The 24322-nt window shown below is 63.3% G+C and carries 22 protein-coding genes; 7 read left to right on the forward strand and 15 right to left on the reverse strand.

Going from position 1 to position 24322, the window contains the following annotated elements; translation table 11 throughout:
• Positions 1-193 precede the first annotated feature (193 nt).
• The 4 genes from ybaK (at position 194) to H6B15_RS12830 (ending at position 5904) form a co-directional block, all read left to right on the forward strand.
• Entirely contained in the window at positions 194-688 is a 495-nt protein-coding gene (gene ybaK / locus H6B15_RS12815) for a Cys-tRNA(Pro) deacylase (protein WP_204648399.1), read from the forward strand.
• Entirely contained in the window at positions 688-1410 is a 723-nt protein-coding gene (locus H6B15_RS12820) for a pseudouridine synthase (protein ID WP_204648400.1), read from the forward strand. The genes ybaK and H6B15_RS12820 overlap by 1 nt, the downstream gene beginning before the upstream one ends.
• Positions 1411-1634: 224 nt before the next feature.
• On the forward strand, positions 1635-4565 hold the full coding sequence (locus tag H6B15_RS12825; RefSeq protein WP_204648401.1) for an acyl-CoA dehydratase activase: 2931 nt from the start codon (positions 1635-1637) through the stop codon (positions 4563-4565).
• Positions 4566-4569: 4 nt separating this feature from the next.
• The gene (locus tag H6B15_RS12830; protein ID WP_204648402.1) at positions 4570-5904 is read left to right on the forward strand and encodes a 2-hydroxyacyl-CoA dehydratase; all 1335 of its coding nucleotides are present in this window, start codon (positions 4570-4572) and stop codon (positions 5902-5904) included.
• A gap of 598 nt (positions 5905-6502) precedes the next feature.
• Here the strand turns inward: H6B15_RS12830 and H6B15_RS12835 are convergent.
• Both H6B15_RS12835 and H6B15_RS12840 read right to left on the reverse strand, forming a co-directional pair.
• Positions 6503-6670, reverse strand: a complete 168-nt coding sequence (locus H6B15_RS12835; RefSeq protein WP_204648403.1) for a hypothetical protein — start codon at positions 6668-6670, stop codon at positions 6503-6505.
• A gap of 31 nt (positions 6671-6701) precedes the next feature.
• Complete coding sequence (locus H6B15_RS12840) at positions 6702-6944, reverse strand: hypothetical protein (RefSeq protein ID WP_204648404.1); 243 nt, start codon at positions 6942-6944, stop codon at positions 6702-6704.
• A 114-nt stretch (positions 6945-7058) separates the two neighbouring features.
• Between H6B15_RS12840 and H6B15_RS12845 the strand changes: the two genes are divergently transcribed.
• Positions 7059-7475: a hypothetical protein gene (locus H6B15_RS12845; protein ID WP_204648405.1), complete on the forward strand. Its 417-nt coding sequence runs from the start codon at positions 7059-7061 to the stop codon at positions 7473-7475.
• 278 nt (positions 7476-7753) lie between these two features.
• Complete coding sequence (locus H6B15_RS12850) at positions 7754-9448, forward strand: carbon starvation CstA family protein (RefSeq protein WP_204648406.1); 1695 nt, start codon at positions 7754-7756, stop codon at positions 9446-9448.
• A 149-nt stretch (positions 9449-9597) separates the two neighbouring features.
• Here the strand turns inward: H6B15_RS12850 and argF are convergent, their stop codons facing one another.
• The 12 genes from argF to H6B15_RS12910 all read right to left on the reverse strand — a co-directional run bounded on the left by argF (position 9598) and on the right by H6B15_RS12910 (position 22078).
• A complete protein-coding gene (gene argF, locus H6B15_RS12855; protein WP_204648407.1) occupies positions 9598-10593 on the reverse strand; it encodes an ornithine carbamoyltransferase in 996 nt (331 codons plus the stop codon).
• A gap of 134 nt (positions 10594-10727) precedes the next feature.
• Entirely contained in the window at positions 10728-11018 is a 291-nt protein-coding gene (locus H6B15_RS12860) for a hypothetical protein (RefSeq protein WP_204648408.1), read from the reverse strand.
• A gap of 94 nt (positions 11019-11112) precedes the next feature.
• Positions 11113-11472, reverse strand: coding sequence for a DUF2304 domain-containing protein (locus H6B15_RS12865; protein WP_204648409.1), 360 nt, complete (start codon positions 11470-11472; stop codon positions 11113-11115).
• 1 nt (position 11473) lies between these two features.
• On the reverse strand, positions 11474-12193 hold the full coding sequence (locus H6B15_RS12870; RefSeq protein ID WP_204648410.1) for a glycosyltransferase family 2 protein: 720 nt from the start codon (positions 12191-12193) through the stop codon (positions 11474-11476).
• A 24-nt stretch (positions 12194-12217) separates the two neighbouring features.
• On the reverse strand, positions 12218-13360 hold the full coding sequence (locus tag H6B15_RS12875; protein ID WP_204648411.1) for a glycosyltransferase: 1143 nt from the start codon (positions 13358-13360) through the stop codon (positions 12218-12220).
• Positions 13361-13381: 21 nt separating this feature from the next.
• Positions 13382-16024 (reverse strand): DUF2142 domain-containing protein, encoded by a 2643-nt coding sequence (locus H6B15_RS12880; RefSeq protein ID WP_204648412.1) that lies wholly within the window; start codon positions 16022-16024, stop codon positions 13382-13384.
• On the reverse strand, positions 16021-16545 hold the full coding sequence (locus H6B15_RS12885) for a KdsC family phosphatase (RefSeq protein ID WP_204648413.1): 525 nt from the start codon (positions 16543-16545) through the stop codon (positions 16021-16023). The genes H6B15_RS12880 and H6B15_RS12885 overlap by 4 nt, the downstream gene beginning before the upstream one ends.
• A 15-nt stretch (positions 16546-16560) precedes the next feature.
• Positions 16561-18129 carry an aldolase catalytic domain-containing protein gene (locus H6B15_RS12890; protein WP_204648414.1) on the reverse strand — a complete coding sequence of 523 codons (1569 nt, stop codon included), beginning with the start codon at positions 18127-18129 and terminating at the stop codon, positions 16561-16563.
• A gap of 24 nt (positions 18130-18153) precedes the next feature.
• Positions 18154-18888: a 3-deoxy-manno-octulosonate cytidylyltransferase gene (locus tag H6B15_RS12895; RefSeq protein ID WP_204648415.1), complete on the reverse strand. Its 735-nt coding sequence runs from the start codon at positions 18886-18888 to the stop codon at positions 18154-18156.
• Between the two features lie 19 nt (positions 18889-18907).
• Entirely contained in the window at positions 18908-19888 is a 981-nt protein-coding gene (locus H6B15_RS12900) for a glycosyltransferase family 52 (protein WP_204648416.1), read from the reverse strand.
• 3 nt (positions 19889-19891) lie between these two features.
• Positions 19892-21184, reverse strand: coding sequence for an ABC transporter ATP-binding protein (locus H6B15_RS12905; protein ID WP_204648417.1), 1293 nt, complete (start codon positions 21182-21184; stop codon positions 19892-19894).
• A 12-nt stretch (positions 21185-21196) separates the two neighbouring features.
• The gene (locus H6B15_RS12910; protein ID WP_204648418.1) at positions 21197-22078 is read right to left on the reverse strand and encodes an ABC transporter permease; all 882 of its coding nucleotides are present in this window, start codon (positions 22076-22078) and stop codon (positions 21197-21199) included.
• A gap of 209 nt (positions 22079-22287) precedes the next feature.
• On the opposite strand from H6B15_RS12910, the gene H6B15_RS12915 reads away from it, so the two are divergent.
• Positions 22288-22758 (forward strand): pyridoxamine 5'-phosphate oxidase family protein, encoded by a 471-nt coding sequence (locus H6B15_RS12915; protein WP_204648419.1) that lies wholly within the window; start codon positions 22288-22290, stop codon positions 22756-22758.
• Between the two features lie 334 nt (positions 22759-23092).
• Here the strand turns inward: H6B15_RS12915 and H6B15_RS12920 are convergent.
• Positions 23093-24322: glycoside hydrolase family 10 protein (locus tag H6B15_RS12920; RefSeq protein ID WP_204648420.1), on the reverse strand; the 1230-nt coding region annotated here is incomplete at its 5' end.

Raw genomic sequence — 24322 nt, forward strand, 5'->3', positions numbered from 1 at the left:
ATTGTTGGCCCGCTGGGCGGTATGTTTTGACAGGCATTAGTTTAGCACTTTAATGCACTAAAGTCAAGAGTGCTTTACAACTTTTTCCTGCCGGGCTATAATTTGGGTGCAAACACGACATTGTTCCTTCGGCTGCGGCCGGATTTTTTGCACCATCACGTTTTATTTTGTCAATTGAGAGGGGTTTGTCACCATGTCCAAGGAAGCCAAGACCAACGCCATGCGCATGCTGGAGCGCGCCAAAATCGCCTACACCGCCCACGAATATCCCCACGAGGAAGGCACCGCCGTGGACGGCGCCACCGTGGCCGCCCTGACCGGGCAGGACCCGGCCAAGGTGTTCAAGACCCTGGTCACCCAGGGGGCGGACCGGAACTTTTATGTGTTCGTCATTCCGGTGCAGGAAGAGCTGGACCTGAAGAAGGCCGCCAAGGCCGCCGGGGTGAAGAGCGTGTCCATGCTGCATGTGGCCGACCTGCTGAAAACCACCGGTTATGTGCGGGGCGGCTGCAGCCCGGTGGGCATGAAGAAGCAGTTTGCCACCGTCTTTGACGAAAGCTGCCTGGCCCAGGACACCATTATGGTGTCGGCGGGGCGCATCGGCACCCAGATCGAGGCCGCTCCCGCCGACCTGGTCAAGGTCACCCGGGGCAAGACCGCCCCCATCACCGCGGAGGCCCGGGGCTGATGCGGCTGGACAAGTACCTGGCCGAACGGCTGGGGGTGCCCCGCAGTGAGAGCCGCAAGCGGATTGCCGCCGGGGCGGTGACGGTGAACGGGGCGCTGTGCCGCAAGGCGGACACCCAGATCGACGAAACCAACGCCGAAGTGGCGGTGAACGGCACGCCGCTCACCGGCCGCTATGAGAAATACGTCTACCTGATGCTGAACAAGCCCGAAGGGGTGGTGAGCGCCAGCCGGGACAAGCACGACACCACCGTCACCGACCTGGTGGCCCAGGCCTATCCCCGGCGGCAGCTGTTTCCCGCCGGGCGGCTGGACAAGACCAGCACCGGGTTTGTGCTGCTCACCGACGACGGGGGCTTTGCCCACGACATTCAGGCCCCGGGGCGGCATGTGTCCAAGGAGTACATCGTCACCCTGGACACCCCCCTGACCCCCGCCATGCAGGCTGGCTTTGCCGCCGGGGTGACCCTGGCGGACGGGCAGACGATGGACCCGGCGGAAGTCGGGCCCTGGGGCACCGACCCCTGCGTGGTGAAGGTCGTTCTGCACCAGGGGGTGTACCACCAGATCAAGCGGATGTTCGGGGTGTACGGCGCCGGGGTGAACGGGCTGCACCGCACCGCCATCGGCCCGGTGGCCCTGGACGAGACCCTGGAACCGGGGGCCTGGCGCCCCCTGACAACCGAAGAAGTGGAGGCTTTGCGCCGGGCATCCCGGGGCTGAAGCCGGACTTTTGGCAGATTTTGCTGCAAGATGGCAAAATCTGCCTTCTTTCGTTCAAATCCAGTTCAAAAACGCCTTATATACTAAATAATGGGTTTGTAGGACATACGGCGAACGCCTCTTGCAAAAATCGCCGTGTTGCGATACAATAAACTGATTTACCCTCATTTTCGTCCGCGTTTTTCGCGGTGTTTCCACATAATCCCACAGGCGGAGGTCAATTCATGAGAGTCGGTCTCGACATCGGTTCTACCACCATCAAATGCGTCGTGCTCGATGAGCAGGACAAGATCATTTATTCTACATACGAACGTCATTACAGCCATATTCTGGAAAAAGGCCAGGAGCTGCTGCAGCGCGTGGCCAAGGACTATGTGCCCGGCGGCCGGGCCATGCTGGCCATCTCGGGTTCGGCGGGCATGGGCCTGGCGGACAGTTGCGGTGTGCCCTTTGTGCAGGAGGTGTTTGCCACCCGCGTGGCGGCCAACCGTCTGGCCCCCGGCACCGACTGCATCATCGAGCTGGGCGGCGAGGACGCTAAGATCCTCTTCCTCACCAACGGCACCGAGGTGCGCATGAACGGTTCCTGTGCCGGGGGCACCGGTGCCTTCATCGACCAGATGGCCACCCTGCTGAAGATGAGCGCCGACGAGATGGACAAGGCGGCGCAGCAGTCTACCCGGACTTACACCATCGCGTCCCGCTGCGGCGTCTTCGCCAAGAGCGACATCCAGCCCCTGATCAACCAGGGCGCCCTGGCCGGGGACATTGCGGCCTCCATCTACCAGGCCGTGGTCAACCAGACCATCGCCGGTCTGGCCCAGGGCCGTCCCATCAAGGGCAATGTGCTCTATCTGGGCGGACCGCTCACCTTCTCCAGCGTGCTGCGCAAGAGCTTTGACCACACCCTGGGCCTCACCGGCACCTGCCCGGAAAACAGCCTGCTGTACGTGGCGCTGGGCGCGGCCTTCTACGCCGACCGGGAGTCCGACCTGGGCGAGGTGGTCAAGCGGCTGGCCAACTACAGCGCCACCGCCACCTATGTGAGCCTGCCTCCCCTGTTTGCCAGCAAGCAGGAGTACGAGGACTTCCATGCCCGCCACATGCGGGCCTGCGTGCCCTGCGTGCCTTTCGGGGCTCAGTGCGGCCCGGTGCACATCGGCATCGACTCCGGCTCCACCACCATCAAGCTGGTGGTCATTGACGAGAACAGCAACATCCTCTTCACCAGCTACCGTCCCAACCTGGGCAATCCCATTCCGCTGGTGCGGGAGACCCTGCTCAAGCTGTACAAGGACCACCCCGGCCTGCAGATTGCCAGCGTGACCACCACCGGCTACGGTGAGGAGCTCATCAAGAACGCCTTCCACTGTGACCGGGGCCTGGTGGAGACGGTGGCCCACTTCACCGCCGCCAAGCATTTCATGCCCAACGTGGATTTCATCATCGACATCGGCGGCCAGGACATGAAGTGCTTCAAGATCGAGGACGGCGCCATCAGCAACATCTTCCTGAACGAAGCCTGCTCCTCCGGCTGCGGCAGCTTTCTGCAGACCTTTGCCCAGGCTCTGGGCTACGACGTGAAGGAGTTTGCGGCCCTGGGGCTGTTTGCCGACCGTCCGGTGGACCTGGGCAGCCGGTGCACCGTCTTCATGAACTCCAGCGTCAAGCAGGCCCAGAAGGACGGCGCTTCCATCGAGAACATCAGCGCGGGCCTGTCCATCTCGGTGGTCAAGAACGCCCTGTACAAGGTCATCCGCGCTTCCAGCCCCGAAGAGCTGGGCCGCAACATCGTGGTCCAGGGCGGCACCTTCTACAACGAAGCGGTGCTGCGCGCCTTTGAGAAGGAAATGGGGGTGGAGGTCATCCGCCCGGACATCGCCGGTCTGATGGGCGCTTTCGGCGCCGCGCTCCACGGCAAGGCCCACAGCAAGGCCGATTCCCACAGCACCGTCCTCACCGAGGCGGAACTGGAAGCCTTCTCCCAGGAGGTGCAGAACGTGACCTGCAACGGCTGCGGCAACCACTGCCAGCTCACCGTGAACATCTTTGCGGACGGCAAGCGGTTCATCTCCGGCAACCGGTGCGACAAGCCGGTGACCGGCAAGGCCGCCGACGACGAGCTGAACCTGTACGCCTACAAGCTGCAGCTGCTGCTGGATTACCAGAAGATCCAGCCCGAAAGTCCCCGGGGTACCATCGGCCTGCCCCTGTGCCTGAACATGTATGAACTGCTGCCCTTCTGGCATACCCTGTTTACCAAACTGGGTTTTGCGGTCAAGACCAGTCCGGTGTCCAGCCGGGCGCTGTACCAGGAAGGCCAGGCCACCATTCCCAGCGATACCGCCTGCTTCCCGGCCAAGCTGTCCCACGGGCACATTGCCGAGCTGGTCAAGATGGGGGTGGATGCCATCTTCTACCCCTGCATGAGCTACAACGTGGACGAACACCTGGGCGACAACCACTACAACTGCCCGGTGGTGGCCTACTACCCCGAAGTGCTGGAGGGCAACTGCCCCGAGCTGGAAGGCACCACCTTCATCTACGATTACGTCAACCTGGCCCGCCGCAAGGACTTTACCAAGCGGTTCCCGGCCATTCTGGACAAATATTTCCCGGGGCTGAACCACCGTGCGGTGGCCGAGGCCATCGACGCCGCCTATGCCGAGTACGAGCGCCACATGGTGCAGGTGCGGGCCAAGGGGGCCGAGATCATTGCCAAAGCCCGGGAAGAGCACAAGCGCATTGTGGTGCTGGCCGGGCGTCCCTACCATGTGGACCCGGAGGTCAACCACGGCATTGACAAGCTGATCATCCGCCAGGGCGCCGCCGTGGTCACCGAAGATTCGGTGAGCCACCTGATGGAGAAATTCCCCACCTCGGTGCTGAACCAGTGGACCTATCACAGCCGCCTGTACGCCGCCGCCAAATACTGCACCACCCAGCCCGACATGGACCTGGTGCAGCTGGTGAGCTTCGGCTGCGGGCTGGACGCCATCACCACCGACGAGACCCGCGAGATCCTGCAGGAGGGCGGCAAGCTGTACACCCAGCTGAAGATCGACGAGATCACCAACCTGGGCGCCGTGAACATCCGCCTGCGCAGCCTGTTTGCCGCTTTGGATGAACGCGCCGAAGACAAAGCAAGGAGCTGAGCGTATGGAGTACACTACCCCCAATTTTACCAAGGATATGATCCACACCCACAAAATCCTGATCCCCAACATGGCCGTGACCCAGTTCCGGCTGATGGCGGCGGCGCTGGAATGTGAGGGTTACAATGTGGAAGTGCTGGGCAACTGCGGCAGCGAGGTGGCCCAGCTGGGGCTGAAATACGTCCACAACGACACCTGCTACCCTGCCCTGCTGGTCATCGGCCAGTTCATCGACGCCCTGAACAGCGGCAAGTACGACCTGAAGCACACCGCCCTGCTGATCACCCAGACCGGCGGCGGGTGCCGGGCTTCCAACTACATCAAGCTGCTGCGCAAGGCCCTGGTCAAGTCGGGCTACGGGGATATCCCGGTGGCTTCGCTGAACTTTTCCGGCCTGGAGAAGGACAGCGGCCTGCCCCTGACCCTGCCTTTGCTGCGCAAGGTCATTGCCTGCATCTTCTACGGCGACATGCTCTGCGCCCTGCGCAGCCAGGTCAAGCCCTATGAGAACCACCCGGGCGACGCCGACGCCGCCACCGAACGGTGGATCGCCACCATCCAGGGCTGGATGCACGAGAGCCGCAATTTCAGCGCCCACGACATGAAGAAGCAGTTCCCGCTCATCGCCGCGGACTTTGCGGCCATTCCGGTGACCCGGGTGCCCAAGGTCAAGGTGGGCGTGGTCGGCGAAATCTACGTCAAATACTCCCCCCTGGGCAACAACGACCTGGAAAAGTTCCTGGAAAGCCAGGACTGTGAGGTCAATCTGCCCGGTCTGATGGGCTTTGTGGAATACTGCATCGCCAACACCGAACTGGACGTGAAGCTGTACGGCGGCAGCCTGGTGAAAGCCGGCGGTGCCTCCGCCCTGCTGAACTGGCTGGACGGCATCGGCAACGCCTGCAACGACGCCATGCGCAAGGCGGGCTTCTATGCCCCGGGTTCCTTCCGGGAACTGATGGAAAAGCCCAAAGGGATCATCTCCCTGGGCGCCAAGATGGGCGAGGGCTGGCTGCTCACCGCCGAAATGCTGGAGCTGGTGGAGGGCGGTTACGCCAACATCGTCTGCGCCCAGCCCTTCGGCTGCCTGCCCAACCATATTGTGGGCAAGGGCATGATCAACAAGATCCGCGCCCTGCACCCGGACGCCAACATCACCCCCGTGGACTACGACCCCAGCGCCACCCGCGTCAACCAGGAAAACCGCATCAAGCTGATGCTGGCGGTGGCCCGGGAGCGGCTGAAGAACCCGGTCCAGTCCACCGCCCCCCTGACGGCGGAAGATCTGGCCGGCGGCGCTCCGTCCATCCAGAGCGACGCTGTCCCTGCCGGGGTGTGAGGTTTCGCACATCCTGATTTTTCGATAACAAGCAACAACCCGGGGCCTTCCGTATTGGGAAGGCCCCGGGTTTTGTATTTTGATGGATGATCCGGCTGCCGGGGAAACGGCATCTTGCCGTTGGGTTGTCGCTTTTTGCCGCCAAAAAGCGACGGAAAAACCGCCACCGTTTCGAGGCGGTGGACGCCGACCAGGGCTGCGGCCCTGGACCCGGGGAGTGCGGCCACCTACCGACGGCCTACTCAGGCCCTGGGGGGCCTGAGCAAGGAAAATTTTTTAAAAGCCGTACGGGAAGCAGCTGGCAACCCATAGTCTGCCATTAGCAGCATCCTGCGGGCAATGGTATTAAATCCATTCCTTGTTCACCGGCCCCCAGGCCGGTGAATAGGCCGTCGTCAGGTGGCCGCATCTCGGGGTCTGGGGCCGCAGCCCCAGCCGGCGGCCGCCGCATCGGAACGGCGGGCCCTTTTCGCTTCCTTTTCGGGCACGAAAAGGAAGGACCAAACGGCTGCCAGCCGTTCCCCGGTAAACTCCCGCCTGCCAAAAACAAGCCAACCAACCCTTCAGTGGGCTTTCTGCCGCCTGCAGCACGGGCTGCTCACACCTTCACCGTCCCATTCTGATAACAGTAGACCCCCTGTTCTTCGGAGCCCCCGCTCCCGCTGCCGCGGGGCAAAACGCCCCGGCCCGCCATCTGCAGCAGCAGCGCCAGGACCAGGGTGCCCGCCGCCAGAAAGGCCAGGGGCCCTATCTTGTTTGCCTTCATACCGCCGCTCCTTTCGGGATTGGCCGCATTCTCACTTCATGCTCATCACGTTCTGACCGGACTTCATCCTGGCCTGACCCGCCAGGATCTCCCCGTCGGTGGTACTGCCATCTCCGGGATGCGGCGTGTTCAGATTCATGTTTTCGCCGGCCTTGCGCTCCGGGATGTCCCCCCGCAGCTGCCGCTTGGCGTCGATTTTGGCCAGAATGCGGGGCACCAGCGGCGCCACAATCACCACGACCAATACCACAATCAACCATTGCCACGCTTGCATCTCATTCACTCCTTTTTGCGGCCCTGCGTATTTCCGGCCGCTTCTTATTTATACTATATCATCGCTGTTATTTTTCCCTCAATGGTACAACTGCACAACAAAAGGATCCTGGGGATGGCGGTTCTGTCCAAAAAACAGTCCGTCTCCCGTTTGCATATCCTGCATAAAAACACAGGATTGCGCCGAAGGCCCGGCCCGGGGCGCGCCCCGGGCCGCCTTTTTTTGTACGGTTTTTGGGACCGTAATCTTTTGTTTATTCACAATTTGTCCAAATTTTCCTGTGGGAATTCGGTGACCCTCCGCTTTTTCGCCGAAGTTCAGCGGATTGAATTGACATTTCGGGGCAATGGGTATAAATTAATAGACAGTTTCATCAGCCAAATGCGACGAACAGGACATGATCCTTTTGCTCACCGCTTTCAGAAAGCCGTCGGTTGTGCGAGGCGGCAGCAAGGCGCGAAAGGATTCTCACCTGCGAGCAGCCTGCGTGAAGGCGTACCCCCGACCGGAAGGGCCGGGATCGCTGCGTAATTCAGGTCGGAATCCCACCGTTACCCGGGAGCGCGGGGGCACCGCCATGTGCAAGGCATCCCCTGCGGCAGAGAGGCCGCTTTTGTGCGAAAGCGGCAAGCAAAGTGGTAACGCGGAAGCCTGCAGGGGACGAGAATCCCCGGAACAAACGGAATGCAAGCCTTCGTCTTTGCAACCAACGGGAGACCGTTGGGCAAAGACGGGGGCTTTTTTCATATCCCGACGCCGCATTTGGCTGCTGAGACCCGCAAAACCAAAAGAAGAGGAAGGAATTTTTTATGAACACACTCGTGATCGTTCTCGTCGCTGCGGTGTGCCTGGTGGCGGCCTACATGCTGTACGGCCGCTGGATCGCCCGCACCTGGGGCATTGACGAAAACGCCAAGACCCCGGCCGTGGTCAAAAACGACGGCAAAGACTACGTCCCCACCGATGGCTGGACCGTGTTCAGCCACCAGTTCTCCTCCATCGCGGGCGCAGGCCCGGTCACCGGTGCCATTCAGGCGGCGGTGTTCGGCTGGGTGCCGGTGCTGCTGTGGATCCTGATCGGCGGCGTGTTCTTCGGTGCTGTCACCGACTTCGGCGCCCTGTACGCCAGCGTCAAGAACGAAGGCAAATCCATGGGTCTGCTGATTGAGAAGTACATCGGCAAGACCGGCCGCAAGCTGTTCCTGTTGTTCAGCTGGCTGTTCTGCGGTCTGGTCATTGCGGCTTTTGCCGATATGGTGGCCGGCACCTTCAACGCCTATGACACCGAGGGCGCCCTGGTGGCCGCCGCCAAGACCAACGGCGCTGCCGGCAGCATCTCCCTGTTCTTCATCGTCTTCGCCATCCTGTTCGGCCTGCTGCAGCGCCGTCTGCACCTGACCGGCTGGAAGGAAGGCGTGGTGGGCCTGGTCTTCACCATTGCTTCTCTGGCGCTGGGCATGGTCCTGCCCTTCATCGCCAACAAGGACACCTGGATTTACATCACCTTCATCTACATCTTCTTCACCGCCGTGCTGCCCATGTGGCTGCTGAAGCAGCCCCGTGACGCCATGACCACCTTCATGTTCATCGGCATGATCGCCGGTGCGGTCATCGGCCTGGCGGTAGCCCATCCGTCCATGAACCTGCCCGCCTACACCGGCTTCCACAACGAAAGCCTGGGCGATCTGTTCCCCATCCTGTTCGTCACCGTGGCCTGCGGCGCCGTTTCCGGCTTCCACAGCCTGGTGTCCAGCGGCACCTCCTCCAAGACCGTTGCCAATGAAAAGGATATGCTGAAGGTCGGCTACGGCGCCATGGTGCTGGAAAGCCTGCTGGCCGTGCTGGCCCTGTGCGTGGCCGGTGCTGCCGCCGCTGCGGACGGCACCCCCGCCGCCGGCACCCCCTTCCAGATCTTCAGTTCCGGTGTGGCCGGTTTCTTTGAGATGTTCGGCGTGCCCGTCTACGTGGCCCAGTGCTTCATGACCATGTGCGTGTCCGCCCTGGCTCTGACCAGCCTGGACGCCGTGTCCCGTATCGGCCGCATGAGCCTGCAGGAACTGCTGTCGGTGGACGACATGAAGAACGCTGCCCCCTGGCGCAAGTTCTTCTGCAACACCTACGTGTCCACCATCATCACCCTGGTGTACGGCTTCATCCTGGCCAAGATCGGCTATGCCAACATCTGGCCCCTGTTCGGCGCCGCCAACCAGCTGCTGTCCGCCCTGGTGCTGGTCACCCTGTGCGTCTTCCTGAAGGTCACCGGCCGCAGCAACAAGATGCTGTTCCCGCCGCTGATCATCATGCTCTGCGTCACCTTCACCGCGCTGGTGCAGCGCCTGATCGCCATGATCAAGGCTTACCAGGCCGGCAGCGCCACCTTCCTGGTGGAAGGCCTGCAGCTGATCCTGGCTGTGCTGCTCATCGCCCTGGGCCTGACCATCGTCATCAACTCTCTGCGCGCCTACTTCGCCGCCCGCAAGAACAGCGAAGCCAAGGCTGCCTGATTGCAGACCGGTTGCAAAAATCTGCGCCGCGGCGTTTTCCCTTCGGGGAGCGCCGCGGCGCTTTTGTTGTGCTTTATTCCCATATTATAATAAGGAAAGGCCCGTCCCCTGCCGCAGAGGGAACGGGCCTTTGTGTTTGTTGTGGTGGCTCAGGCGCCCAGAGTGGCCGCCATCACTGCCTTGATGGTGTGCATGCGGTTTTCCGCTTCCTGGAACACCACCGACTGGGGGCCTTCGAAGACTTCGTCGGTGACTTCCATCTCGGCACGGCCGAACTTTTCGCCCATCTCCTTGCCGATGGCCGTCTTGTGGTCGTGGTAGGCGGGCAGGCAGTGCATGAACACCGCCTGGGGCCCGGCTTTGGCCATGAGCGCGGCGTTGACCTGGTAGGGGGCCAGGGCCTCGATGCGCTCGGCCCACACCTCCACCGGCTCGCCCATGCTCACCCACACATCGGTGTACACCGCGTCGGCGCCCTTGACGCCGTCGGTGTCCTCGGTGAGGGTGATGGTGGCACCGGTCTCGGCGGCGATGGCCTGGCACTTTTCCACCAGCTTGACATCCGGCCAGTAGGCCTTGGGGGCGCAGGCCACAAAGTGCAGGCCCATCTTGGCGCAGCCGATCATCAGGGAGTTGCCCATGTTGTACCGGGCATCCCCCATATAGGCCAGGGTCAGGCCCTTGAGATGGCCGAAATGTTCTTTCAGGGTGAGGAAGTCCGCCAGGATCTGGGTGGGATGGAACTCGTTGGTCAGGCCGTTCCACACCGGCACCCCGGCGTACTTGGCCAGCTCTTCCACAATGGCCTGGCCGTAGCCCCGGTACTCGATGCCCTCAAACATGGAGCCCAGCACCCGGGCGGTGTCGGCGATGGATTCCTTCTTGCCGATCTGGCTGCCGGTGGGGTCCAGGTAGGTGGTGCCCATGCCCAGATCGTGGGCCGCCACCTCAAAGCTGCAGCGGGTGCGGGTGGAGGTCTTTTCAAAAATCAGGGCCACGTTCTTGCCGTGGAGGGTGTCGTGGGGGATGCCCGCCTTCTTTTTGGCCTTGAGCTCTGCGGCCAGGTCCAGCAGGCTGCCGATCTCGGCGGGGGTGAAATCCAGCAGGGTCAGAAAGTTCCGGCCCTTGAGTTCGCAATGCGCCATTGTGGAACGCTCCTTTGCATATACTGCATAAATTTACAAGATTCGTGTATTATTATACGCTCATGTCCGGCGAAATGCAAGAGCAGTGCATAAAAAAAGCCGCCGGGAAATCCCGGCGGGAAGGCTTTGTGGTCTTATTTGGTTTCCTTGAGCTGGCTGCGCAGCATAATATCGCCGAAGGACAGGGCGTTGAACAGGCCCACCTTGTTGGCCTGGCGGGCAATGCGCTCGGGCAGGGGCTTGGAATCGTCGGTGGACAGCAGCACGATATGGACCTTGTCGGCCACGTCGATGCCGTTTTCCTTCTTGGTGTTCAGGATCTGCAGGTAGATGATATAGGGGTCGGTCATCTTGCCGTAGTAGATGTCGTTGCCGCAGCGCACCAGCGGGCGGCCTTTATAGGTCAGCTGAGGGGTAAAAGCCATACGGAATACCTTCTTTCACAGGGGATAGGGTTACAACACGCCATTTTTTGATGATACTAAGTCAGTATACCATAAATCACAGGCACTGGCAAGGTTACAGGTCCAATTTCTCCCGCTCCACCTTTTCCCGGTCCAGGGCCACCTGTTCGGTGAGGATGCGCAGGCGGGAATCCAGCTGGCTGATGCGGATGGACAGGAAGAACTGTTTGGCCAGCAAAAGAAAGATGATGACGATATACACGAAGTTGATGGGGCTCTGGAACCCCAGCAGGTTGGACGCCCAGTAGGCGATGCCGGGGAAGATGGCCAGCACCAGCAGCACCACGCTGAACAGCAGCCAGAAGATGGTGTCCTCGATCTGGACCTTGGCGCGGCGCACCCGCATGAGCACATAGACGGCGGTGACCAGGCTGCCGATGATCAGGCAGACCCGGATAATGGTTTGATCCAACATCTTACAGGCTCCTTTCGGGATAGGGGGTTTCGGTGTCGCGTTTGCGGAACCACTGGATCAGCAGGATGGAGATGGACATCTTGACCATATACTGGATGCTCTTGTAGAAGGTCAGGTAGCTTTGTCCGGCGGTGCGCTCCCCCATCTTCACCTGCACTTCCTTGACCACGGCGCCGTTCTTGATCAGATAGCTGATGGTGTCCGGTTCGGGGCCGTAGTTCAGGTTCTGGGCGAATTCCTCCACCATGGCGCGGTTGAACATCCGCATACCGGAGGTGGGGTCACAGATGGCCCGGCCGGTGGTGAGCCGGATGGACCAGCTGATGATATAGCTGCCCAGCATGCGCAGGGTCTTGGGCTTTTTCACCGTGAGGAACCGGCTGCCGATGACGATGTCCGCCCCGTCCTCCAGTTCCGCCAGCATGGGGGCGATGTATTCCGGCTTGTGCTGGCCGTCGGCGTCCAGCTGGATGGCACAGTCGTACCCGTTTTCGGCGGCGTAGCGCAGCCCGGTCTGAAAGGCCCCGGCCAGGCCCAGGTTCACCGGCAGGTCAATGAGCCGGAACCCGTTGGCCCGGCAGATGGCCGCGGTGTGGTCCCGGCTGCCGTCGTTGACCACCACATAATCGTACTGGGGATAGTTTTTCGCCAGGTTCCCCACAACTTTTTCAATGTTGGCTTCCTCGTTGTAGGCGGGGATGACAATGAGCAATTTTGACATAGCTGCTCCTTTTTCGGGCGGGGTTCAGACCCCGGGCCCTTCCTTGGTTTTTTCCCGGGCAATTTCCAGTATTGTAGCAAACACACTGTCCCATGTAAAGTGGGCACAGAGGTTGGTCCGGGCGTTCTCCGCCTTTTGGCGGGCAGCCGCCGGGTCGGCCAACAGGGCTTGCAGGGCGGTACGGATGGTAGCCGGGTCGGTGTCGGGCAAAAGGGTGCCGTATTCCGGCCCGGGCAGCAGTTCCTCGGTGCCGGCGGTGGGGGTGCACAGGATGGGGCACCCGCAGGCCGCCGCCTCCAGCAGAGTGGTGGGAAAGCCTTCGGCGTAGCGGGTGGGCAGGCAGTAGGCGTCCGCCTGGTGCAGCAGCTGCACCACCGCCCGGTGGGCCAGGGCGCCGGGGGCCTTGGCCCCCAGCGCCTCCAGCCGGGCACGGTCGGGGCCGTTCCCCGCCGCCACCAGCACGGTGCCGGGCAGGGCCTGCACCGCTTCGGCCAGGGCCACCGCCCCCTTTTCGGGGATGAGGCGCCCCACAAACAGGACCAGCTTCGCATCCGGAGCCAGGCCCAGCTTGGCCCGCCAGTCGGGGGCCTGGGCAGCTTCCTCCGCCAGGGCGGCGGGGTCCACGGCGTTGGGCAGGCAGCCCTTGGCGGTGATGCCGAAGGTCTTGAGCCACCGGCAGACGGCGGAGGACACCCCGTAAAAATCCGGCCCGGTGCGGCGGATGAGCCCGCAGGCCAGGTGTTCATACAGCCGGCCCGCCAGGCCCACCGGGCCGCCTCCCACCGGCATGTAGCCGGTGGAATGGTCGATGACGATGGCGGGGATGCCCGCCCGGCGCACCGCCCGGGCGGCCAGCACGCTCTGGGTGTACATGCGGGTCTGGATGACGCAGAAATCCGCCTTGGACTGCCGCACCACCCGGTTCAGCAGTGCCAGGCCCGCCGGGCGCACCACCGGGAACCGGCCGTGCATCACCGGCCACACCGGCAGACGGAGGATCTCGATACCGTCGGGGTCGGTTTCCTGCCGGGGCAGACCGGGCAGGGCGCTGGTCACCACCACCGCCCGGTGTCCGGCTTTCACCGTGCGCAGGGCCAGGTTCCAGGTGTAGCGCTCCACCCCGCCCACCGTGGGCAGGTACTGGGCCGAGAAATACAGGATGGTCACGGGCAGCCTCCTAAGCACAGGTCACCGGGCAAGGATGACCAGCATGATGTTGAGCAGCACCCCGAAGTTGGCCAGGCAGAGCCCGCAGACCAGCTGGGAGGCGGCGGTGTCGGCGTCGGCGGCCAGCACCCGGCGGGGGGCGCAGACCAGCAGTGCCAACGGCAGCACCGGCAGCAGATACCGCCCCTGCAGCCCGTAGACGGTCTGGTAGTAGGTGGGGGTCCAGACCACGCACCCGGCCAGAGCCAGGGCGCTGCACAGAAGCACCGCCCCCACACACCACAGGCGGTAGGGGCCTTCGGGCAGACGGTCGGTTTCGGTGTCCCGGCGGGCGGGCAGGGCCGCAAAGGCCAGCAGGCCGTAGAGCACCAGCACCCAGCCCCCGGCCAGCTTGACCGAATTATACCCCAGCAGGCCTCCCACCAGGCCCCGCAGATAGTCGTCGGTGTTGTACACGGCGGTGCGCACCAACAGCAGCAGGGTGGCGGGCAGATGGGTGAGGATATACCCGGGGGTGAAGGTCACCTGGTCTTCCTCGGCGGCCACGCTCTGGGTGGCGCGCACCGACCGGGCTTCCTCCACCTTGGTGACCAGCAGGTCGCGGTCCATGGGATAGTGTTCCGCGTCCTCCATGCCGATGGTCACCCCGCAGGCGGTGAGTTCCTCCACGCCGGGGGCCTCGGTGTAGCAGGCCTTGAACAGGTTCACACGCCCCTGTTCGGCCACCACCCCCCGGGACCAGTCGTTGAGCCACTCGTAACCGTAGTAGGTCAGGGTCACGGCCCGGATGAAATCATCGTCGGTGAAGGAGCTGTTTTCCATCTCGGCGGGGCTGAAGAAGAAGCTCTGCCCCAGCTCGGCGGCGCTCACATCCCCCTCGGTGAGGGCCTGAGCCCAGAATTCCACCTCGGTGTCCGACACATCCTTGGTCAGCCCGCCGCAGTAGTACAGCCGGCGGACAAAGGCTTCGGGGGTCTTTTCCAGATATTCGGCAGGGATGGCCGCAAACCAGTCCGCCAGGGGGCTGGCGTCGGCATCTTCCCCGGCGGCCGCCTCGGTACCGGGGGCGGCGTGGACCACCGGCGCGGCCGGAAGGGCGGCGGAGGTGGGTTCGGCTTCGGCAGACTGGGTGGTTTCGGTGGGTTCCGCCGTTTCGGGGGCGTCATTGTGCAGCAGGCCGGTGAGCATGGCACTGTTCAGCGCCAGGGCCAGCAGGCAGCAGGCCGCCAGATAGACGCCCTTTTTCAGGTTGGCCCGGGGGCCCAGGCGGGACCCCGGAATGAGCAGGAAGAGGGCGGCCAGGGGCAGGTAGACCACCTTGGCCGGAGCCAGCAGCACCCCGGCGGCTCCCAGCCCCAGCAGATGGGGCAGGGTGACGGGGTGGCCTTCGTCCGCAAACACCGCCTGCATACACAGGGAGGTGAAGACGAAAGCCAGGCCCAGCAGCAGGGCGTCCCGGCTGAAGGAGGCGGCCAGGTGCAGGGTCATGGGCAGCAGGGCTGCCGCCGCAAAGACCCGCCGCCCGAAGGGGGCGAACCGCACCGCCAGGGCTGCCAGCGCCGCAAAGGCCAGCAGGTTGGCCAGCCGCCCCAGCATGAGCACCGGCACAAAGCCCAGGTGCAAAAGGAATCCCACAAACACCGCCGCCGCGCTGACCACGTACAGGGTGGGGTTGCGGTCGGTCTGGTACTCGGCCAGCTCCACATGGCTGTCAAAGCTGTCGGGGGTGGTGGTGAAGAGGTTTTCGGACAGTTCCTGCCAGCTGAACACGGTGGTGTTCTCGTCCTGGAGCAGGGCGTTCACGTCGTGTTCCCGGCGGTAGCTCATCTCGATGGGCACGTTGCCCATCCGCCAGTCCTCATCGCTGAAGAAGTTGGCCCAGCGGCAGGCCAGGGTGAATGACTGGTTGATGTGGTATTTTTCGTCCGGGGCGGCGTAGGGGGGCAGCACCATGCTGTATACGAGACCGAAGGCCACCGCCAGCACAAACACCAGACGGTGCAGAGCCAGGCGGCGGCGCAAAGCCGCCTGCACCCCGAAGAAGACCAGCAGAGCGGCCACGGCGGCCACCCCCAGGAAGAACCGGTCCAGGAACCCCCCGATGGTGCGGTAGGTCACGATGAGGGAGAGGGTGGCATCCCCCGCCTGGCCGGCGAAGGTGTAGGTATCCTCCCACAGGGCGGTGCCGTCGGAGGTGCCCACGCACAGCCGTCCCTCCCCGGTATAGTCCGGGGTCAGAGTCAGGCAGTAGCGCCGCCCGGCCTGGCCGGCCACGGGGGTATCCAGCCCCAGGCCGGTGTACTGCCCGGGCACAATCAGGCTCATGTCCCCCCAGGAGGTGGCCAGCACCTCGCCGGTGTCGGCGTCGGTGAGGGTCACGTTCAGGGTGCCGGCAGGCTGTTCCCCGGCGGTGCCGAACACCACCGCCACCGCCAGCAGGTCCTCGTCAAAGGAGAAGGTCTGGCTGACGCTCTGCCCCGGCTGGATGGGCTCGCTCATAAGGGTGTAGTCGTCGCTGATTTTCTGGGACAGGCTTTTCTGGGTGTTGCCCCGCACCACGGCCAGCCATACCCCGGCGGCCACCGCCAGGCAGAGCAGCAAGGCCACCAGGGCCAACACCGTGGGGCTGTGTTCCTGATAGAATTTGCTCCATTTGCGGCTCATACAACAGTCTCCGTTTTCCTTTTCACGCCGAACGCCCGGTCCAGGGCGGTTTCCAGGCGGCCTTCCCTGCGCAGAAAGACCTCGATGGCTTCCCGCACGGCCCCTTCCCCGCCCTTTTTGGTGCCCACAAAGTCCGCCCGGGCGGCCACCAGGTCGGCGGCGTCGGCGGGGCAGGCCACAAAGCCGCACAGGGCCATGGCGGGCAGATCGTTCCAGTCGTCCCCGCAGTAGGCCACCTGCTCCCGGGAAAGATGGTGTTCGGCCATGAAATCCCGCAGGAAGGCGGCCTTGTCCTTCACGTTCTGGAACACATAGTCGATGTGCAGGTCGGCGGCCCGGCGGCGCACCGCCTCACACTCCCGCCCGGTGCAGATCATCACCCGCACCCCGGCGGCCCGGGCGGCCACAATGCCCGCCCCGTCCTTGATGGCAAACTTTTTCAGCTCGTTGCCGGTGGCGTCGTAGTAGACGCCGCCGTCGGTCATGGTTCCGTCCACGTCCAGCACCAGCAGTTCAATCATGGTTTTCTCTCCGCCTCAGGCATTCATCAGCGGGGCGTACTCGCTGGGGGTGACGAACTCGATGGGCAGGCCCCCGGCCTGGATGGCCCGCAGGGCGGACGCCACCTGGGCGTTGTAGGCCGCGCCCCGGTCGGTGTGGGTGTGCAGCCGGCCCTCGGCGTAGGCGTTCTGGCCTTCCCGGTAGCCGTCGGCCCCGGCCAGCATGGCCTGGGAAGCCCCGCACAGCCGCAGCAGGCGCAGCAGCATGAGCACGCTGTTGGACGCCGGAGCGTCGGCGGCGCACAGACGGTCGTAGTTGACGGTGAGGGGGTTGTCGGTGCGCAGGTTGCTGGTGAGCACCGCCGGGCAGGGCAGGCTGTCGATCTTGTCGTACCGCTTGCTGGAGGAGAAGAAGGCATAGTCCGGGGTGCAGAAATCCGGGCAGAAGTTGGCCGAAACCACCACGTCCGCCCCGGCCTTGCCCGCAGCCACCTGGCCTTCGGGGGTGCCCAGGGTAGCGCCGGGGGCCAGCACCAGCACCTTCTTGCCGCCAAAGGCCGCCCGCAGGGTATCCAGGGCGGCGGCATCGTCAATGCGGCGGCTCTGGTAGTCCTTGTACAGCCCGTCGGCGTAGGCGGCGTCAAAGACGGTGGCCTTGGACCGGTCCAGCCCCGCCAGAATGTGGTTGATGTCCCGGTTGGTCAGATCCCCTTTTCCCAGGAAATGCTCCGCATAATTGCGGTGCAGGTTGTACCGGGCCGAGAGGAAGTAGGCGGGTGTGTAGCCCCACTGGGTCTCCCCTTTCAAGGGGGCAATGTGGTCCTGGATGGCGTCCATGAGCTCGTCGATGTCGTAGCCCATGCCCAGGGTGTCGTTCATATAGTCGGCCACCAGCTCAATGGGCAGGTTGCCGGGGATTCGGCCCATGCCCAGCAGGCTGGCGTCCACGGTGGTATCCCGCAGCAGGTGCTTGTCCAGGAATTCCTGGGCCAGGCAGAAGCTCAGGGCCATGTTCTCATGCAGGTGCAGCCCCACCCGGATATCCGGGTCCAGGTTGTGGTCCACCAGGCTGACGATACGTTCCAGGTCCCGGCGGCGCATACTGCCGAAGGTGTCCACGATGGAGAACTGGTACGGATGGATGGCATTCACCTGGTCCAGAATCCACAGAATGTCCTTGTCCCCATAGCCCATGATGTTGATGGGGTTGATGGACAGCTTGTAGCCCCGGGCCTTGACCTCCCGGGCGAAGTCCATGCCTTCCCGGATGTCGTAGTCGTGGGCGGTGATGCGGATGAGCTCGATGCCGTGGCCCTCATAGGGGGAGAGCTGGGAGATATCGTAGTTGGAGCGCATGGCCATGCCGGTGTACATGGTGTGGCCGGTGTGTTCGGGCAGCAGGCGGTTCAGCTCCTCGATGGTGCGGCAGACGGTGACGTCGGGGTCGTACTTGTCCACATTGCGCAGAAAGCCCACTTCCACCATATCCACCCCCGCGCGGGTCAGGGTGGCAATGATGTCCCTGGCGGCGGAGAATCCCCAGCGCCAGTTGTTCACATACCCGCCGTCGCGCAGGGTGCAGTCCAGCAGTTTGGTGTTTGCCATAACAAAAATACCTCGTGTTTGTGTTTATTCGGGGTTGGTTTCGGACAGAGTGCGGCGGACCAGGTCCAGGTCCTTGGGGGTGTCCACGCTCACCGTCTTGTAGGGGCTCTTGATGGCATGCACCTTGTGCCCGTGCTCGATGAAGCGCATCATATCGTTTTCCTCCGCCAGTTCCAGGGCGGATTTGGGGGTTTCGTGGTAGAACTGCAGCGCCTTGCGGCTGTACAGCTGGATGCCGGTGACCTTCTCGTACTCAAAATCCAGGGTTCCTTTGGGGTACGGAATGGGGCTGCGGGAAATCATCAGGATTTCCCGTTCGGCGTTGGTGACCACCTTCTGGTTGGAAAAGTCCACCACATCCGCCGGGTGGGTCATGACGTTGGTGAGCACCGCCACATAGTAGGGGTCGGCGGGCAGGCTTTCGGGCAGAATCAGGTCGAAGGCCTTGACATTGATGAGGGGTTCATCCCCCATGACCTGCAGGTAGAGGTCTGCTTCCAGCTTGGTGGAAACCTCCCAGATGCGGCCGGTGGGAGTGTCGTGGTCGGGGCTGGTCATCAGGCAGTTCATGCCGTAGGTCCGGCAGGCGGCCTGGATGCGCTCATCGTCGGTGGCAATGACCACATCGGCCAGGGCCCGGCACTTTTTGGCTTCGTTGTACACCCACCAGATCATGGGTTTGCCCAGGATATCGGCCAGAGGCTTGCCCGGCATACGGGAGCTCTGGTAGCGGGCGGGAATGACGGCAACGGTTTTCATAGGCAATGCGACCTTTCGTTCATTGGTTTTGGACCAGCGCCCTGGCTTCGTCCAGAGAAAGGAAGATGTTTTCCTGGGCGGCGGTAAAGCCCCGCAGCACCCAGCTCTGCACCGTGACGGCCCGGCGGAACTTGCCCGGCAGGCAGAAGTTCAGCACCTCGCTGGGCATGGTGCGCTCCAGCACGGTGGCCCCGGGGAAAAGTTTTTCGTAGTCGGTGTCGTCCCGGGGATGGGTCTTGATGAACAGCGGCCCGGTGGTGTATTGTTCGGCCACCGCCCGGAAGATGGCGTCCTGTTCGGCCTGGTCCATCAGCCCGTCCTGCACAAAACTGCGGGGCAAAAGCAGGGTGGCGGCGGCGTAGGTGGCGGGGTCTTCGGGCAGGGGCCGGGAGACAAACACCCGGCGCACCGCGGTTTTTTCGGCGTCGGTCAGGTTTGCCAGCATCTCCCGGGCGCCGAATTTGCGCAGCTTTTCCCGGGGAAAGAGGGTGCACTGGTCCGGGTCCTCGCTCTCCACCGCCTTACAGGCAGGGCTGTCCCCCCAGTAGAGGTAGGGGCGGCGGGCAAAGTCCGGGGCGGAGCGCTGTTCGGTGAGCAGGTGCTGGTCGGTGTCCAGGGTGCCGCCCACCGTGTCTTCGCACAGGATGTACCCGGCGTTGCAGTCCTGGAGATACCGCCCGGCCACGCTCCAGTCGTTGCTGATGCGGATATCGCCGTAGGCCTGGCGGTCCAGCGCCGGGCCCACCCCGGCCTTCTCGTAGGCGCGGCGGTTGCGGGCGTGGCCGAACAGGCCGGTGACGGTGCCCTGCCAGCGGGATTCGTACAGTACCTGCACGTCCCTGAAGGCGGGGGCCAGCTTGCCGGAGGCCGCCAGGGCCTCGGCGCCGGGAATCTGCTCACTGAGCCAGACGGCCTGGCCGCCCCCGGACCGCAGCGCCCGTACCAGGGCGATCAACAGGTGGTAGGCGGTGTGGCAGATGTACAGATCGGGTTTTGCCATGGTTTATGCCTCCGCGGCGGTGGTCACCGCCTGCACCGGCGGGAAGTGGATGCGGCCCCAGCCGGCGGCCCATTCGGGCATGGACAGGTCGGCGTTGGTCACCTCAAAGGCGAACTCGGTCACCGGCTTGTCCAGGCAGACCGCCTGGGCCAGGGACCCGTCGAACACGTCGATATAGAAGAAATACTGGCCTTCTCCCAGCAGGGAGGGGTCGAAGGTGAATTCGGTGGTGTAGAGTTTGCCGGGCACGGCGGGGCCCAGGTCCACCGGGTGGGTGATGCCCACGGGGGTAGAGTCCCGGAAATGGAGGTTGAGCTTCATGTTCACCCCCGAGAAGGGTTCCGCCACCCGCCAGGTGATGCGCACCCGGATCTTCTCGTTGTCCGCAAAGACGCTGGATTCCTTGTCCACAAAGTCGAGAGTCTCCAGCCGCAGCCGCTTGCCGGCGCTGCCGGTCATGCGGGACACATGGGTCAGGTCGTAGTGGACCACGTTCACGTCGGTGGTCTCCATATACACGGCGATGGCCTGTTCCACATCCCCGTCAAAGATCACCTTGCCCTTGTCCAGCACGATGCACCGGGTGCACAGCTGCCGGATGGTAGACATGTTGTGGCTGACATACAGCACCGTGCGGCCTTCCTGCCCGGCCACGTCGCTCATCTTGCCCAGGCATTTCTGCTGGAATTTCATATCGCCCACGGCCAGGACCTCGTCCATAACCATGATTTCGCTGTCCAGATGGGCGGCCACCGCAAAGGCCAGCTTGACGAACATGCCGCTGGAATACCGCTTCACCGGGGTATCGATGAACTCCCCGCACTCGGAAAATTCGATGATCTGGTCCAGCTTGGCGTCCACCTCGGCCTTGGTCATGCCCAGGATAGCGCCGTTCATATAGATGTTTTCCCGGCCGGTCATCTCGTTGTTGAAGCCGGTGCCCACCTCCAGCATGCTGGCCACCCGGCCGCGCAGCCGGATCTCCCCTTCGGTGGGGGCGGTGATGCGGGACAGAATTTTCAGCAGGGTGCTCTTGCCGGCGCCGTTGCGGCCGATGATGCCCAGGGCTTCCCCCTGGTAGACGGTCAGGTCCACCCCGTTCAGCGCCATGAAGGTCTGGCCGAAGAGGCGGCTGTCGGTGCCGATGACGGTGTTGGGGTCCTCCTTGCCGCGGACCCGGGCCCACCAGCTCTGCAGGTCATGGGTGAGGGTGCCGCCGCCGATCTGGCCCAGCTTGTACTGTTTTTTTAAGCCCGATACCTGGATGACCGGGCGTCTTTCGCTTGCCTGTGCCATGAGGTATCCTCCTTACACCGTATCCATAAAGGTTTTTTCAATCCGGCTGAACAGGATGGTACCCAGCGCCAGCGCCGCCAAAGTGAACACCACGCTGTACACCAGCCCGCCCACACTCACGGTGCCGGTGCCCAGGGTGGCCATGCGGAAGACCTCGATGGGGGCGGTCATGGGGTTGAGCATCATCAGCGCCCGCAGACGGGGGCTTTCGCCCAGGCTGGACAGGGGGTACACCACCGGGGAGACGTACATCCACAGCTGGACGCCGAAGCCCACGGCGATGGCCAGGTCCCGGTACTTGGTGGTCAGGCTGGACACAATGATGCCCACGCCCAGACCCAGCAGCATGACCTCCACAACCACCAGGGGCAGGGCGATGAGCCAGGGGGTCAGGTGCATGTCGGCCCCGGTAAGGGCAAATCCCACCCAGAACAACGCATACATGACAAACTGGATGAAGAAGTTGATCAGGCTGGTCAGCGCCTGGCTGATGGGGGTGGTCAGGCGCGGGAAATACACCTTGCCGAACACCTGGCTGTTGGCCACGAAGGTGTTGGCGGTGTTGTTGATGCAGCTGGAAAAGAAGGTCCACACCGTGTTGCCTGCCATGTAGAAGAGGAAGGAGGGGGAACCGTCGGTGGACAGCCCGGCCAGCCCGCCGAAGACCACGTTGAAGAGGACAGTGGTGATCAGGGGGTTGAGGATGATCCAGGCCGGGCCCAGCACAGTCTGCTTGTACAGCACGGTGAAGTTGCGCTTGACGAACATGAGGGTCAAATCGCGGTATCGCCACAGCTCGGCCAGGTCGATGTCGAACCAGCCGGTGCGGGGGCGTATGATGGTGGTCCAGCCTTCTTCCGGCGCGGCCGGGGACTGGGGATGATATTCAGCCATAAACTCTGTTTCCTTCCTGTTGGAGGCGGCTCCTTTTTGCAAAAGCGTACAGTCCGCCAATCATAGTGTTTATTCTACCATGTTTGGCCATAAAATACAATCGCCGCCCCGCCGGGCAGCACAAGCGGCGATTGTCAGGGCGCACAAAAGGGGGTATACTGGTACCCGGGCCGGCATGTGCGTTTCCGGCCGGAAAGGAGCGCTTTGTCATGCGCAGAAAAGACCGAGAAGTGACGGATTTTTCCCGGATGGTGGAAATTCTGCAGGCCTGCGACTGCTGCCGCATCGGCCTGGTGGAAAACGGTGAAGCCTACATTGTGCCGCTGAATTTCGGCTATGACGTGCAAGGGGATACCCTGACCCTGTATTTTCACAGTGCAGCGGCGGGGCGCAAGCTGGACCTGGTGCCCTGCCAGAAGCTTGTGGCCTTTGAGTCGGACACCGGCCACAAGCTGGTGGCGGGCCCCGAAGCCTGCGACTATACCTGTCTGTACCAGAGCGTGATGGGCAAGGGCGAGCTGACCCTGCTCACCGACGACAACGACCGCCGCCATGCCCTGGAGCGGGTCATGGCCCACTACACCGGCCGGGAAGGCTGGGACTACATGCCCCAGTATTATAACCACATGGCCATGCTGCGCCTGACGGTGCGGGAGTGGAGCTGCAAGGTGCATGACTGATTTTTTGCCTCCCCTGTGTAAGGGGGGTACCGCGCCTTTTTCTCCAAGCCTCCCCTGTGTAAGGGGAGGTGCCGCGCAGCGGCGGAGGGGTTGTGCCTTGTTTGATGCTTCCGGGTTGTCTGGCAAACGGCTGCCTGTCGTGATATCCTTCCTTTTGTGACCAAAAGGAAGCGAAAAGTCCCACCGTTTCGATGCGGTGGACGCCGACCAGGGCTGCGGCCCTGGACCCGGGGATGCGGCCACCTTACGACGGCCTACTCAGGTCCTGGAGGACCTGAGCAAGGAATGGATTGAAATAACGCTACCGGAAGGCCTCCATTACCAGAGGCGCCTTTTATCTTCCCCGCAAAGCCTCTGCCTCCTGGGCTGCCAGGGTGGGCCATAAGGTGTTGCTGAACAGGGAATCGTACCGGTACAGCCCGATGCCCTGCCCGCCCAGCCCGGCCAGGGCGTCGGCCTGGGCCGCCAGGGCTTTACCGGACTGCCACTCGGTGCCGGGGCCGGAGCGGTCTGCCCCGTCCCCTTCCCCGATGCGGTAGGCCCCCAGCCCGAAATACAACGCCACCTCCGCCCGCCGGTCCAGGGCCAGCCAGGCCCCGGCCAGTTCGGTCAGGCTGTGGGAGGCATCCCCGTCCTTTTCATAGTCCAGCCCCCAGTACAGCTGGGGCATGAGATAATCCACAAACCCCGCTTCCCGCAGCCAGCGGGGGGCGTCGCTGTACTGGTTGCGGTAGTTGCTGTCCGGGTCACCCTGGGGCGCAATGCCGAACCGTACCCCATATTCATGGGCAGTGCGGTAACACAGGGCCACCAGGTCATCCACGTTCTGCCGCCGCCAGTCCCCCAGCGCGAGGGTGCCGCCCCCGTCACAGTAGGCGGCGTAGGTGTCGGCGCCAAAATCCGCTGCGGTGGTGGGGTAGAAATAATCGTCAAAGTGCACACCATCGATATCATAATTTTGGCAGAGTTCCCCAACCCCCGCCGCAATGTAGTCCCGCACCTCCGGGTTGGCCGGGTCCAGATACAGCCCGCTCTCCACCGATCTGACCCAATCGGGGTGGGTGTTGGCCAGGTTTTCGGCGCAAAGGGCCTCCGGGGTGCCCCCGCTTTGCAGGCGGTAGGGGTTGACCCAGGCTTCCAGCTCCAGGCCCCGGTCATGGGCGGCCTGCACCAGCACAGCCAACGGGTCAAAGCCGGGGTCCCGCCCCTGGACGCCGGTGCACAGATGGCTGAAGGGGTAAAGATCGCTGGGATACAGGGCATCCCCGAAAGGCCGCACCTGGGCCAGCACCACATTGGCCCCCAGGTTGGCGATGTTGTCCAGCATGGTCCCCACCTCGGCGGCAAAAGCCTCCTGAGAGGAAAAATCCGTGTGCTGCCATTCCAGATAAGACACCCACACCGCCCGGTATTCGTCGGTGTGGGCGGCGGGCGCGGCGGTGGTGACCAGGGTGGGCGCCGGAGTGGCGGCGGTTTCCGGCGTGGCAGCGGGCGCAGGCGCCGGCCACAGCGGCAGGGCGGGCAGCACCAGCATGAGGCAGAACAGCGCCGCCGCCCCCAACAC

It is taken from the genome of Gemmiger formicilis (assembly GCF_016900095.1).
GTDB lineage: Bacteria > Bacillota > Clostridia > Oscillospirales > Ruminococcaceae > Gemmiger > Gemmiger formicilis_A.